Annotated in this window: 14 protein-coding genes; 7 read left to right on the forward strand and 7 right to left on the reverse strand. The window is 63.4% G+C overall.

Annotated features, from left to right (window positions below):
• A partial coding sequence (locus B3D39_RS18705) for a transglutaminase family protein (protein ID WP_286789950.1) occupies nt 1-1,153 on the reverse strand: 1,153 nt, incomplete at its 3' end.
• Nucleotides 1,154-1,384: 231 nt separating this feature from the next.
• Here B3D39_RS18705 and B3D39_RS18710 point away from each other — a divergent pair.
• Nucleotides 1,385-2,386, forward strand: a complete 1,002-nt coding sequence (locus tag B3D39_RS18710) for a Fe(3+) ABC transporter substrate-binding protein (protein ID WP_274963232.1) — start codon at nt 1,385-1,387, stop codon at nt 2,384-2,386.
• 85 nt (nt 2,387-2,471) lie between these two features.
• On the opposite strand, the gene B3D39_RS18715 is transcribed toward B3D39_RS18710, so the two are convergent.
• Nucleotides 2,472-3,245: a hypothetical protein gene (locus tag B3D39_RS18715; RefSeq protein ID WP_078540622.1), complete on the reverse strand. Its 774-nt coding sequence runs from the start codon at nt 3,243-3,245 to the stop codon at nt 2,472-2,474.
• Between the two features lie 195 nt (nt 3,246-3,440).
• Between B3D39_RS18715 and B3D39_RS18720 the strand changes: the two genes are divergently transcribed.
• On the forward strand, nt 3,441-4,376 hold the full coding sequence (locus B3D39_RS18720; RefSeq protein ID WP_274963233.1) for a nucleoside hydrolase: 936 nt from the start codon (nt 3,441-3,443) through the stop codon (nt 4,374-4,376).
• Nucleotides 4,377-4,491: 115 nt separating this feature from the next.
• Here B3D39_RS18720 and B3D39_RS18725 read toward each other — a convergent pair whose 3' ends face one another.
• Together B3D39_RS18725 and B3D39_RS18730 are read right to left on the reverse strand one after the other, a co-directional pair.
• Nucleotides 4,492-5,097, reverse strand: coding sequence for a peptidylprolyl isomerase (locus tag B3D39_RS18725; protein ID WP_078540620.1), 606 nt, complete (start codon nt 5,095-5,097; stop codon nt 4,492-4,494).
• Nucleotides 5,090-5,596, reverse strand: a complete 507-nt coding sequence (locus tag B3D39_RS18730) for a peptidylprolyl isomerase (RefSeq protein WP_078540619.1) — start codon at nt 5,594-5,596, stop codon at nt 5,090-5,092. The genes B3D39_RS18725 and B3D39_RS18730 overlap by 8 nt, the downstream gene beginning before the upstream one ends.
• A 181-nt stretch (nt 5,597-5,777) precedes the next feature.
• Here B3D39_RS18730 and B3D39_RS18735 point away from each other — a divergent pair, with 181 nt between their 5' ends.
• Both B3D39_RS18735 and B3D39_RS18740 read left to right on the forward strand, forming a co-directional pair.
• Entirely contained in the window at nt 5,778-6,974 is a 1,197-nt protein-coding gene (locus B3D39_RS18735; RefSeq protein WP_274963234.1) for a phosphoglycerate kinase, read from the forward strand.
• 223 nt (nt 6,975-7,197) lie between these two features.
• The gene (locus B3D39_RS18740) at nt 7,198-8,091 is read left to right on the forward strand and encodes a fructose bisphosphate aldolase (RefSeq protein WP_286789951.1); all 894 of its coding nucleotides are present in this window, start codon (nt 7,198-7,200) and stop codon (nt 8,089-8,091) included.
• Between the two features lie 57 nt (nt 8,092-8,148).
• Here the strand turns inward: B3D39_RS18740 and B3D39_RS18745 are convergent, their stop codons facing one another.
• Genes B3D39_RS18745 through B3D39_RS18755 form a run of 3 tightly spaced genes read right to left on the reverse strand, consistent with a single transcriptional unit; the run spans nt 8,149 to nt 10,951 of the window.
• On the reverse strand, nt 8,149-9,099 hold the full coding sequence (locus B3D39_RS18745; RefSeq protein WP_274963030.1) for a polysaccharide pyruvyl transferase family protein: 951 nt from the start codon (nt 9,097-9,099) through the stop codon (nt 8,149-8,151).
• 32 nt (nt 9,100-9,131) lie between these two features.
• On the reverse strand, nt 9,132-10,019 hold the full coding sequence (locus tag B3D39_RS18750; protein ID WP_274963029.1) for a glycosyltransferase family 8 protein: 888 nt from the start codon (nt 10,017-10,019) through the stop codon (nt 9,132-9,134).
• Nucleotides 10,016-10,951: a glycosyltransferase family 92 protein gene (locus tag B3D39_RS18755; RefSeq protein WP_274963028.1), complete on the reverse strand. Its 936-nt coding sequence runs from the start codon at nt 10,949-10,951 to the stop codon at nt 10,016-10,018. Before B3D39_RS18755 ends, B3D39_RS18750 begins: the two co-directional genes overlap by 4 nt.
• A gap of 279 nt (nt 10,952-11,230) precedes the next feature.
• Between B3D39_RS18755 and B3D39_RS18760 the strand changes: the two genes are divergently transcribed.
• From B3D39_RS18760 to B3D39_RS18770, 3 genes are all read left to right on the forward strand, one after another.
• Nucleotides 11,231-11,527 (forward strand): FtsB family cell division protein, encoded by a 297-nt coding sequence (locus tag B3D39_RS18760; RefSeq protein WP_274963027.1) that lies wholly within the window; start codon nt 11,231-11,233, stop codon nt 11,525-11,527.
• Nucleotides 11,528-11,709: 182 nt separating this feature from the next.
• Nucleotides 11,710-12,735, forward strand: a complete 1,026-nt coding sequence (gene pdhA, locus B3D39_RS18765; RefSeq protein ID WP_274963026.1) for a pyruvate dehydrogenase (acetyl-transferring) E1 component subunit alpha — start codon at nt 11,710-11,712, stop codon at nt 12,733-12,735.
• Between the two features lie 14 nt (nt 12,736-12,749).
• Nucleotides 12,750-13,427 (forward strand): biotin/lipoyl-containing protein (locus B3D39_RS18770; protein WP_286789952.1); only part of this gene is annotated, 678 nt, incomplete at its 3' end.

Consider the following 13,427-nt stretch of genomic DNA (forward strand, 5'->3'; position numbering starts at 1 on the left):
TGCCCTGTTGCTGCTGAATGACGCTGCCTGCCGCGTAGGCTTCCTGCAGTCGGGTCAGCAGCGCCTCGGCGCGCTCACGCTTGTGCTCGCCCAGCGCTTCGGTGTTCCACTGGGGGCTCTCCATGTCGTCGATGGCAACGAAGGTCGGCTCGCCCCCCATGGTCAGGCGCACATCGCCCGCCTTCAGGCTCTCATCCACCTTGCGCCCCAGCGCATTGAGCCGGTCCCAGGCCTCGTCGGAAAACGGCTTGGTGATGCGCGGATGTTCGGCCACCCGGTCCACCGTCATGTCGAAAGCGAAACTCACCTCCGGGCTGCCGACCGAGGAGAAGCCCCCCGAGATCGGCGCGGCATTGCGGAAATGGGGTGTGGCCGCCAGTGGGATATGGCTCTCGCCGGTCAGCAATCCGGATGTCGGGTCCAGACCGATCCAGCCCGCGCCGGGGATGAAGACCTCGCACCACGCGTGCAGGTCGGTGAAGTCGTGATCGGTGCCCGATGGCCCGTCGAGCGCCTCCAGATCGGGCTTCAACTGGATCAGATAGCCCGACACGAACCGCGCCGCGAAGCCGAGATGCCGCAGCACCTGCACCAAGAGCCACGAGCTGTCCCGGCACGAGCCCGAGCGTTTCTGCAAGGTCTCCTCGGGCGTCTGCACGCCGGGGTCCATGCGGATCGTGTAATCCACCACCTTCGAGATATGCGCATTCAGCGCGACCAGGAAATTGACCGTCCCTTTGATCGTGTAGTCGATCTCGCCGATGAACTGCGCCAGCAGCGGGCCTTCCGGCTCTGGCGTGCGGTAGATCGACAGGTCGTCACGCAGCTCCTCGGGATAGTCGAAGGGCCATTCCTCGGCGAATTCCTCGGTGAAGAAGTCGAACGGGTTGTAGACGGTCATGTCCGCCGTCAGGTCCACCTCGATCTTCAGCTCGGTCACCGGCTCGGGGAAGACGAAGCGCGCGAGCCAGTTGCCATAGGGGTCCTGCTGGTGATTCACGAAATGCCCGCCGGGCGAGACCTTGAGCGAATGCGAGATCACGCGGGTGCGCGAATGCGGCGCAGGCCGCAGGCGAATGATCTGCGGGCCGAGCGTCACCGGGCGGTCATAGGTGTAATGGGTCAGGTGATAAATGCTGGCATGGATCGCCATAAGTCTCGCTCCCGCAATAGGTCTTCGCCAGATCACGATGACGGAGCAAGGGCTTCGGTAAAAGCCGCAATTTCGAAAAATGCGCCCTGCCCCTGCCTGTCGGGAAATCGAACGCCCAAAAAGCGGGCAGGAAGCGGGCGGCAATTTATTTCCGATTGTTTCACTCAGGCATTGACGCGTTCGTGAACGCCAGCTACCTCTTCGCTCACGAAAACGCGAATGGAGACTTCAATGACCCGGACCCTCGCCCTCGCCCTGATGGGCACGGCCCTCGCCACGCCGACGCTTGCGGATGTGAACATCTACTCCCACCGTCAGCCCGAACTGATCCAGCCCGTGCTCGACGCTTTCACCGAAGAGACCGGGATCGCGGTGAACATCGCCTATGTCGAGAAAGGCATGGTCGAGCGCCTCAAAGCAGAGGGCGACCGCTCCCCCGCCGATCTGGTGCTGACCGTCGACATCGCGCGGCTGAGCGAAGTGGTGAATGCGGACGTGACGCAGGCGGTCGAGGACCCGGCGCTGCAAGACGCGATCCCGGCCGAATTCCGCGATCCGCAGAACCACTGGTTCGGCCTGACCTCGCGCGCCCGCATCGTCTATGCCTCGAAAGAGCGCGTGGCCGATGGCGAGGTGACGACCTATGAAGACCTCGCCTCCGATACCTGGAAGGGCCGCATCTGCACCCGCTCCTTCACCTCGGATTACAATGTCGCGCTCACTTCGGCCTATCTCGCCCATCACGGCGAAGAGGCGACCAAGGAATGGCTTGAAGGGCTGAAGGCGAACCTCGCCAAGACGCCGGAAGGCAACGACCGCAGCCAGGTGAAATCGATCTGGGCGGGCGAATGCGACATCTCGCTGGGCAACACCTATTACATGGGCCAGATGCTCGCCGATCCCGAGCAGGCGCAATGGGCCAATTCCGTCCGCATCACCTTCCCGGTCTTCGAGGACGGCGGCACCCATATGAACGTCTCGGGCATGGCGATGACCAAATCCGCGCCGAACCGCGAGGATGCGCTCAAGCTGATGGAATTCCTCGTCTCGGATGAGGCGCAGAAAATCTACGCCCAGACCAACCACGAATTCCCGATCAAGCCGGGCGTTGCGCGGTCCGAACTGGTGCAAAGCTGGGGCGAGTTCACGCCCGACACGCTCGATCTCGCGACGCTGGCAGAGCTGCGCCCGACCGCGCTGAAGCTGATCGACGAGGTCGATCTCGACGGCTGATCGCGATCAGACCTAAAACAGAGAAAGCGGCGTCCATCGGGCGCCGCTTTTTTCATTGTCCGGAATTGGAGCGTAACCGCAGCGCTTACTGGGCCGCGATCTGCAGCGCCTCGTCGGGGCCGATGCGCACACCGTCGATGGCGGCCATCTGTTCGAGATCCTGCTCGTAGCGGCGCTGCAGCGAGGCCCGGTCGAGCGGATCGAACTCGGCGATCGGCGTGCCTTGCGGCTGCTGGTGATGGAACCGCGCCAGACGGCGCTTTTGCTTCGGCCCGATCACGACGCCCGAATGGTGCAGGCGCTGCATCATCGCGATCACCGTATCGGCATGCGCGGTCTCGGCATCGGGCGCGGGATCGAGCGACGCGCCCGGCACCAGCGCGGCCATCGCCTCGCCGATCTTCGAGCCATGCGGCAGCACGATGATTTCGCGCGGGTTGAGACCGGCTTTCAGATCGCGCACCACGTTCACCCAGCGGCGCGGACGCGCCATCAGGCGCGGCGTCAGCTCTGCGAAGGGCTTGAGCGGGCGGCGCGCGGCGAGATCACGCCAGAGCGCCGGGTAATAGTCTTCATAGCTCGGCGCATAGAGCACCACGCGTCCGACCGAACCGCTTAGCGCCTCGCGAAACCGCTCGGCCCGTTCCTGAGCCCGGGCGAAGAGGTGATAGAGCCCCGCCGCCGCATCGCCGATCAGTTGCGAATCGAGATGGACACGCCCGCCAGCCGCAGCCCCGATCACCGCCGGACCGTAGCCTGCGCGGGCCAAAGCGTCCTGCCCACAGCCAAGCGTGCGTGCCATCTGGCCACTCATTCCACCCGAAGCGGGCGCTGCGATGAAGATGTGATGCTGGTTCATGTCTGGGTGTCCTTCCCTGCAAGTAGTGGTCTAGAGACCGATTGTGGCCAAATGTGGCCGTCCGCAGGAAAGGTTCGGGGCGAACACACGCATAGGTAATGTCGATTTGGTGTGCCCGAGGGTCACCCCTCCCCATATCTGGACATCGCCGCGACACCACGCCAAGGTCGCGCCGGACCCGCGAAGGAGGCGAAAATGGCGCGCAAGATCATCATCGATACCGATCCCGGACAGGATGACGCGGTGGCGATCCTGCTGGCGCTGGCCAGCCCCGACCTCGAAGTTCTGGGCATCACCTGTGTCGCCGGGAACGTGCCGCTGCCGCTGACGTCCAAGAACGCGCGCGTGGTCTGCGAACTGGCCGGGCGGACGGATGTGCCGGTCTATGCGGGCTGCGACCGGCCGCTCGCGCGCGACCTGGTCACGGCGGAATATGTCCATGGCAAGACCGGGCTCGACGGGATCGAACTGCCCGAGCCTCAGATGCCGCTCCAGGACCAGCACGCGGTCGACTTCCTGATCGAGACGCTGCGCGCCCATCCCGCCGGCAGCGTGACGCTCTGCCCACTGGGCCCGCTGACCAATATCGCGACCGCGCTCCAACGCGCCCCCGACATCGCCGAGAAGATCGCAGAGATCGTGCTAATGGGCGGCGCCTATTTCGAGGTGGGCAACACCACGCCCGCCGCCGAATTCAACATCCATGTCGACCCGCAGGCCGCCGAGATCGTGTTCAAATCCGGCGTGCCGCTGGTGGTGATGCCGCTCGACGTGACGCATAAGGCGCTCACCACCCGCGCCCGCGTCGAGGCGTTCCGCAATCTCGGCACCCGCGTCGGCCATGCGGTCGCGAGCTGGACCGACTTCTTCGAGCGGTTCGACATGGCAAAATACGGCTCCGAAGGCGCGCCGCTGCACGATCCCTGCGTGATCGCCTATCTGCTCAAGCCCGACCTGTTCACGGGGCGGCATATCAATGTCGAGATCGAGACGACGTCGGAGCTGACGATGGGCATGACCGTCGCCGACTGGTGGCGCGTGACCGACCGGGCGCCGAATGCGATGTTCATGGGCGATCTGGATGCGGACGGGTTCTACACGCTTCTGACCGAGCGGATCGCGCGGCTCTGAAAGCTGGGAGGGGCGCTGCCCCGCTTCGCTGACGCGAAGCCCCCCGGGATATTTGGGCCAAGCCGAAAGTGGAAGCCTGCGCAAGAGAAAGGGGGCCGAAGCCCCCCTGCCCGGTTTACTTGTCTTCCACCGTCGCCTTGACGATGTAATCGGGGTCGTCGACCACGCCGTTGCGCGCGGCGTCGCCCTTCTTGATCTTGTCGACCACATCCATGCCGCTCACGACATGGCCCACGACGGTATATTGCCCGTCGAGATGGGGCGCGGGGGCGAACATGATGAAGAACTGCGAATTGGCCGAGTTCGGATCGGCCGAGCGGGCCATGCCCACGATGCCGCGCTGGAAGGAGATGTTCGAAAACTCCGCCGGCAGGTCGGGCAGATCGGAGCCGCCCATACCGGCCATCGACGTGTCGCCACCCTTCTTGCCGAACTGGACGTCACCGGTCTGGGCCATGAAGCCGTCGATCACGCGGTGGAAGACGACATCGTCGTATTTGCCTTCCTTGGCGAGCGTCATCAGGCGTTCGGCGGATTTCGGGGCCTTGTCGGTGAGCAGGTCGATCACGACCTTGCCCTCGGTCTGACCGCCGATCTGCAGGACGAGCTTCGGCCCGCCGGTATCGGCCACGCCCGAGCTGTCTTGTGCGAAGGCAGCAGGCGCTGCGACCACGAGGCTTGCGGCGGCGGCGAGAACGGTGCGGCGCAGGATATTACGCATCGGCGGCCACCTTCACCGAGATCATCCGGTCGGGGTTCTGCGGCGGCTCGCCGCGCGCGATCTTGTCGACATTCTCCATCCCGGAGATTACGCGGCCATAGACCGTGTATTGACCGTTCAAGAAATGGTTGTCCTTGAAGTTGATGAAGAACTGCGAATTGGCCGAGTTCGGGTTCTGCGAGCGCGCAGCGCCCAGCGTCCCGCGATCATGCGGCAGCTTCGAGAATTCCGCCGGAAGGTCGGGATATTGCGAGCCGCCCGTGCCCGCGCGGCCCGGATTGTAGTCCTTTTCCATATTCGCGTTCGCGACATCGCCGGTCTGGGCCATGAAGCCCTCGATCACGCGGTGGAAGGCCACGTTGTCATAGGCGCCGTCGCGGGCGAGTTGCTTCATGCGCTCGGCATGTTTCGGGGCGACGTCGCTGAGAAGCTCGATCACGACCGGCCCGTCCTTGAGCTCGATGATGATCGTGTTCTCGGGATCCTTGATATCGGCCATTGGGTCCTCCGTTGAAAATTTGGGCTGACCATAGGAGCGAGGCCCTTGCGCGGCAAGGACAAAGCGCCGCAGTTCGGTCAGCCGTGTTGACGCGACCCATCGCCGCAGGCATGAAGAACGCAAGCCGCGGGAGCGGGCCACATTCATGATGGTCCCCTGCGCAGATAGGGAGAGTGATTTCATGGCTTGGAAAACCCTCGACGAGGTCGATCTGGACGGCAAGGTCGTGCTGGTGCGCGTGGATATCAACGTGCCCGTGGAGAACGGAAAAGTGACCGACGCGACGCGCATCGAGAAGATCGTGCCGACCGTGCAGGACATCATGTCGAAGGGCGGCAAACCGGTGCTGCTGGCGCATTTCGGTCGCCCCAAAGGTCAGGTCGTCCCCGAAATGAGCCTCGAGCCGCTGGTTCCCGCGCTGGAGAACGCCTTCGGCTTCCCGGTGAAATTCGCCAAGGACTGCGTCGGCGGCCCCGCCAAGGAAGCCGTGGGCGCGCTGCAGAAAGGCGAGGTTCTTCTGCTGGAGAACACCCGCTTCCACGCAGGCGAAGAGAAGAACGATCCGATGCTGGCCGCCGAAATGGGCGCGCTTGGCGAGGTCTATGTCAACGACGCCTTCTCGGCTGCGCACCGCGCCCATGCCTCGACCGAAGGCATCGCGAAGATTCTGCCCGCAGCCGCCGGTCGCCTGATGGAAGCCGAGCTGAAGGCGCTCGAGGCGGCCCTTGGTGACCCCGAGCGTCCGGTGACGGCGGTCGTGGGCGGCGCGAAGGTCTCGACCAAGCTCGACCTGCTGGGCAATCTGGTGGCCAAGGTCGATCACCTGATCATCGGCGGCGGCATGGCGAACACTTTCCTTGTTGCGCAGGGCATCGATGTCGGCAAATCGCTGGCCGAGCGCGACATGGCGGGCACGGCGAAAGAGATCATGGAGAAGGCCAAGGATGCGGGCTGCAAGATCCACCTGCCCGTCGACGTGGTCGTGGCGCGCGAGTTCAAGGCGGGCGCCGAGAACGAGACCGTGGCCAATGACGCCTGCCCGGCGGATGCGATGATCCTCGATGCCGGTCCGAAATCCGTTGAGGAAATCACGAAGGTCTTCGAGAACTCGCGCACGCTGATCTGGAACGGCCCGCTCGGCGCGTTCGAGATCGCGCCCTTCGATGCGGCGACCAATGCGGCGGCGGCGAAAGCGGCCGAGCTGACCCGCGACGAGAAGCTGATCTCGGTCGCAGGCGGTGGCGATACGGTCGCGGCGCTCAACAAGGCCGATGCGGCGAAGGACTTCTCCTATATCTCGACCGCGGGCGGCGCCTTCCTCGAGTGGATGGAAGGCAAGGTCCTGCCGGGCGTCGCGGCGCTCGACCAGCAAAGCTGAGCTTCGCGCCCTGTGACAGGGCGCAGAGACTGATCGGGCCGGGGCTGCGAGAGCGCCCCGGCCCTTTTCATTTGCGCGTCTTTTCGCGGCGCAGGACGGCGCGCAGCGGCGAGGTCACGCCAAAATTCACGCCATTTCGCGATGTTAGCGTCACCAGCGTTGCATCGCCTCGGCGCGGAAACTATCCCTTCTGGCAACACCATATCCCGCAGGAGGAATTTCCATGTCCAACGCCAAGCAGACCGAGCAGATGCGCGAGGGCAACGGCTTCATCGCAGCCCTCGACCAATCGGGCGGCTCCACCCCCAAGGCGCTGCGGCTCTACGGGATCGAGGAAGACGCCTATAACGGCGAAGAGGAAATGTTCGACCTGATCCACCAGATGCGTGCGCGGATCATCAAATCCCCCGCCTTCACCGGCGAGAAAGTGGTCGGCGCGATCCTGTTCGAACAGACGATGGATCGCGAGATCGATGGCACGCCCACCGCCACTTACCTCTGGGAAAAGCGCGGCGTGGTGCCCTTCCTGAAGATCGACAAGGGGCTGGAGGCCGAAGAGAACGGCGTGCAGCTGATGAAGCCGATCCCGAACCTCGACGATCTGCTGTCGCGCGCGGTCAAGGCGGGCATCTTCGGCACCAAGGAGCGGTCGGTGATCTCGGCGGCCAATGTCGGCGGCATCAAGGCGATCGTCGATCAGCAGTTCGAGCTGGGCATGCAGGTGCTGAGCCACGGGCTCGTGCCGATCCTCGAGCCGGAAGTGACGATCTCGATCTCCGACAAGGACGAGGCCGAGCAGATGCTGCTGGCCGAGATCCTCAGCCATCTCGACACGGTGCCCGAGGGCAAGCAGGTGATGCTGAAGCTCTCGCTGCCGACCGAGCCGAACCGCTACAAGCCGCTGGTTGATCACCCGAAGGTGCTGAAGGTCGTGGCGCTCTCGGGCGGCTATTCGCGCGACGAGGCGAACGAGAAGCTCGCGAAGAACACCGGCATGATCGCATCGTTCTCGCGCGCGCTGACGGAGGGCCTCTCGGCTCAACAGTCGGACGTGGAGTTCAACGCGATGCTGGAAGAGGCGATCACCTCGATCCACGCAGCCTCGGTGGCGGGGTAATCCGCATCGCCGCACCAAGATTTTATTGAGAGGAGGTCGCGGCCTCCTCTTTTCAGATCATGCGCCGCGGAACTGTTCAAGGAAACGGGCGACGCCCGCTGCGTCAACTGTGATTCTAGCGGGCGTATTGCTTGAAATGCGTTCAACCAAATCCGCCTCTAGTCGTGTCCGTGCGAGCACCGGCACGCCCGCCTCCGCGCCGAGCGCGCTTGCACGGTTATCAATCGAAAGCACTAGCGTCCGGCAACCATAAGACATCGCGCGGATTCCCCCGTGCAGCCGCGTGCCGACATAGTCGGGCCGCTCGCTAGCCAGAGTTGCGTCATAGGCGGCAAGGTTGCCCGCGATGACTTCAATCCGCGCAGCACCTCGAATTTGCTCCATATATGCAAGGTCGGGCTCTTGCTGGGGCCAGAATAGTACTCGCTCATAGCACTCGCTCAGGGTCTGGATTAGGTAGCGATCAGAGGGCTGCGGCTTTCCCGCCGTCAAGGTGAAGCAGGCGACCTTCGGATTACGCCGCATCTCGGGCTGTACCGTGGCGTAGCCCCAAAGCGTCGGGCAACTGGTATTGATGAACTCGAGCCCGCAGCGCTCAAGAATCTGCCCCGCCTGCGCATCGCGCACCGAATGGATGTGGCGCGGCGAAAGAACCTTGCGCAGAAAGCTAATTTGGCGCGGATTAACACGATCGAAATCCTTGTGTGCTCCAACGCCAAGCAATACTACCTTTTCTGCCAGCGCCGGAATATCGCGCCATGTCACCCGCCAGTGAAACTTTCGCCCTCTGTAATCAGCCGCTAGCGCGTTCGAGCCGAGCAAGAAGGCTACATCCGCGCGCGCAGCGAGCTTCCGGCTATACCGACCGAGCCCGTCATGACTGGACGAAGTCGATAGGAAACTGTCGCCAACCGCGCTCATCAGGTGCCGCCGTGCAAAATCGACGATGATATCGTCGCCGCGGTTACCGGAACTGATCGAAGTGTCGAGGAGATGAACGTGCCGCACTTGGGCCCCTACCTTTCCAGTCGTGTTATCTGTCAGATACTATCCAGCTGCGACAGCATCCGCGCCTCGGCGGCACACCATTCCGCGCCCCATCGCCGTTCGCGGGTCTTGCGGGCGCGAGTATCGCCGCCCCAGGGCTTTCGCTTGCCAGTATAATGTAGAATAGCAGGGTCGTCGCGCGAGATTGCATAGGCTGCGCGCTCGGCGGCGCGGAATGGGCGCCTCGCGGTCCTCATATTGCCCCAAATCGAGTTCCATTCAGGCGCAAGAAATGTGATGCGGTCACGGAAGACAATATTGAGGTGATCCTGATCGCGCTGAGTATAGGTCTCGGCTTGGCGCCAATCGGCCATCGGCTGCACGAAACCTTCGGCCTGAATGCTCTCCATATCCATGAGTAGCACGCCTGCATTAACATACTGACCAGGATCAAGCCCGGGGATCGCTTGCGCAGCCGCTACACGCTGCCGAAAAGGCCGCGGCCAGAGCACGCGGTGCGGCTCTTGAGTTGTGAGCCATGCGCCATGCATCCGGGGCGCACGACACGCGCCAAGCGGTCGGCCCTCCAGATCGGCCTGCCCAAGCGGAGCAATATCGTGGCGAACTAACGTGTCCCCATCGATATAGAGCACACGCCCCGTCATCACTTCTGGCAGAAACAGTCGCCCCATCGTCGCCGCGGAGATATGCCCGCGCGTCGCGGCACCGCGAGCTGCCCCCGGCAAAGGCCGCAACGTCATCGTGCTCCCCGGAAAAACTTTTTCCAAGGCGGCGATCCGACGTGAAAACTCGGCGCTCGGTGTCTCGCTGAAGAGAGCGATCTCCAGCGGACAAGACGCGTGCGTCAACAGCGAATGGAGCGAAACCAGCGTACACCGCTCAAAACCAGTATCGAAGACATAAGCGACCGAGAATGTCATCGGACTGCCCCACCCCGCTCGACTAAGCGCGCCTCAAAATACGCGACCGCCTTGCGATCCTCGACTGGCGCGCGTTCGATCTCGGCGACTTTCTGCAGAACGCGTTTGCGATACCCTTCGGCGCCGCCGAAATTGATCGGGCCGCGGGCGAGTTTGGTCTCCAGCTCGGCTTTCGAGAGCAGGTAGTAGTGGTTCAGCTGCAGCGGACTCGAAGTGAAGAAACTCTCCTGCTTGCGCGCGCGGTTCGACACCACCTGCCCCGCCGCGTTGGCGGTGCGGTCGCCCATATCCACGGTCTCGAAACTATGAACGCCCACAGCGGAGACGCGGGACGGGTCGACGATACATTTGAACCGCAGAAGATCGCTGTCGCGGGCATAAGGAACCGGCGCACGGGCAGTGAAGGCGCGCGTCACCCAGCTGTCGGGGCGCGTCTCGTGGCCCGCATGGCCGAACATGTGCCAAGGCAGCGAGATGTTCGAGTGATCGCCATGCTGCGTGATCGCCTCCATCAGGCTCAGCCCGGGATCGGGGACGAGGAATTCGTCGATATCGATGAAGGCCATGCGCTCGAAATCGGCGCCGAAGGTGGTGACCGCATGGGCATAGGCCCCGACCTGCTGCGAGATGCGGCGCTCCGTGGCCGGGTCGTAGCCGGCCATACGCCAGGGGGTCACGGTGACGGACGCCGCGAAGGGCGACGCGGCGATCTTGGCCAGCGTGTCGTCAGTGCATCCATTGTCATAGAGAAAGACGTGGCGCGCCCCGGCCGCCGTGTGGAATTCCAGCCATTCGAGGATGTAGTCGCCCACGTTCTTCACGATGGCGACGAGGGCCAGCCCCTCGCGCCTTTCGGCTGCGGGCGGCGCGGTGATACCGAAGAGACGCATCTTCTTCGACCCGACCGCCTTGATGAACCCGGAGATGCTCACATACGCGCCTTTCCTGCTGCGAAACCTGCCTAGCCAGATGCGCGCGCCGGGGCAAGTCCGCGCACATGTGGGCCTTGCCCGTGCGAGGCAGACCGCCCAATGCGCAGCCCGGTGCGCAACCCAGAGCGCAACGGCATGCGAAATCTTTGCAGAATTGATCATCCGGGGGATTCCAATGACGAATCACATGTGACATGATTCGAGACACAGGGCCCGTCAGAGGCCGTGGCGCGGGTCTGGGGGACAGGCACGCGACCAACGAAGAAGCGAGGCAGGACAATGGTGATGAGACGCCCCACGATCGGGCCTCTGATTTTCGTGACCGTGGCGGTGGTGCTGGGCGCCTATTTCGCCTTTGCCGCCGTGCAGGGGCGTTACGGGATTCTCAGCCGCGTGCAGATCGAAGCGGAAATCGACGCCAAGCGCGCCGAGCGCGATGCCCTGCGCGCCAAGGTCGACCGGATGGCCAACCTGACCCATCGCCTCTCCGACGATTACCTCGATCTGGACCTTCTCGACAGCCGGGCGCGCGAAGTGCTGGGCTCGATGCGCTCGGACGAGATCGTGATCCGCTGAGAGGCTTATAGGCCTGCCCATTTTCGCGGCACAAACATCGCTCGAAAACCGCCTCACCGGCCCTAGTTGAAACGTGAGTGCCATTCCTGCCCTGCGATACCGCAGGGTCATTGCCTTCGGCCCGGCATTGCTGTAAGGAATGGTTTAACGCTAAACTATTCCGGCCAAGGGAGGTCTGACCAATGGCAGCACGGAAAGGCTCGGCGAGCGGCGCCAAAGCGGGCGCGAATGTCTCGGCCGAGGAACTCAAGCAATATTACCATGACATGCTGCTGATCCGGCGCTTCGAAGAGAAGGCGGGTCAGCTTTACGGCATGGGTCTGATCGGCGGCTTCTGCCACCTTTATATCGGGCAGGAAGCGGTGGTCGTCGGCCTCGAGGCCGCGGCGAAGGAAGGCGACAAGCGTGTCACCTCCTATCGCGATCACGGGCACATGCTCGCCTGCGGGATGGACCCGAAAGGCGTGATGGCCGAGCTCACGGGCCGCGATGGCGGCTACTCGAAGGGCAAGGGCGGCTCGATGCACATGTTCTCGAAAGAGAAGCATTTCTACGGCGGCCACGGCATCGTCGCAGCGCAGGTGCCGATCGGCGCGGGCCTCGCCTTCGCGGATAAGTACAAGGGCAACGACAACGTCACCTTCACCTATTTCGGCGATGGCGCGGCGAACCAGGGTCAGGTCGCTGAGACCTACAACATGGCGCAGCTCTGGGATCTTCCGGTCGTCTTCGTGATCGAGAACAACCAATATGCCATGGGCACCAGCGTGAAGCGCGCGACCAAGTCGCCCGACTTCTACGAGCGCGGCCTTGCCTATGGCATTGCGGGCGAGGAAGTCGACGGAATGGACGTGCTTGCGGTGAAGCAGGCCGGCGAGAAGGCCGTCGCGCACTGCCGCTCGGGCAAGGGCCCCTACATTCTCGAGATCAAGACCTATCGCTATCGCGGCCACTCGATGTCGGACCCGGCGAAATACCGGACCCGCGAAGAGGTGCAGAAGATGCGCGAAGAGCGTGACGCGATCGAGCAGGTCCGCCAGCTTCTGCTGACCGGCAAGCACGCGACCGAGGACGAGCTCAAGCAGGTCGACAAGGATATCAAGGCGATCGTCAACGGCGCCGCCGATTTCGCCAAGGAGAGCCCCGAGCCCTCCGCGGATGAACTTTACACCGACATCTATACCGATGTCGCGCCGCAGAACGCCTGAGGGGGGAAAGACAGATGGCAACCAAGATTCTGATGCCCGCGCTCTCGCCCACGATGGAAGAGGGCACGCTGGCGAAATGGCTCAAGAAAGAGGGCGACGAGATTTCGGCCGGTGACATCATCGCCGAGATCGAGACCGACAAAGCGACCATGGAATTCGAAGCGGTCGACGAGGGCACGCTTGGCAAGATCCTGATCGAGGAGGGCACCGAGGGCGTGAAGGTCGGCACCGTGATCGCCATGCTCGCCGGTGAAGGCGAGGATGCGTCCGATATCGAGGCGCCTGCTGACAGTGGAACGGTCGAGGACGTTCCCGGCGAGGGCAAGGATGTCGGACGGCCGGATAGCGACGCGACGAGCGAAGCGGAAATCACCAAGCCCGCGCGCAAGACCGATGTGAAGGACCCCGAGGTTCCCGAAGGCACCGGTTTCATCTCCACCAGCGTACGTGAAGCGCTGCGCGACGCCATGGCCGAGGAAATGCGCGCCGACGACCGCGTATTCGTCATGGGCGAGGAAGTCGCCGAATACCAGGGTGCCTACAAGGTCACGCAGGGACTGCTCGACGAAGTCGGGCCCAAGCGCGTTATCGACACGCCTATCACCGAATACGGTTTCGCCGGTATCGGGACGGGTGCCGCGATGGGCGGCCTGCGCCCGATCGTCGAATTCATGACCTTCAACTTCGCCATG

Source organism: Thioclava sp. UBA3469 (assembly GCF_002378135.1).
GTDB classification, from domain to species: Bacteria; Pseudomonadota; Alphaproteobacteria; order Rhodobacterales; family Rhodobacteraceae; genus Thioclava; species Thioclava sediminum.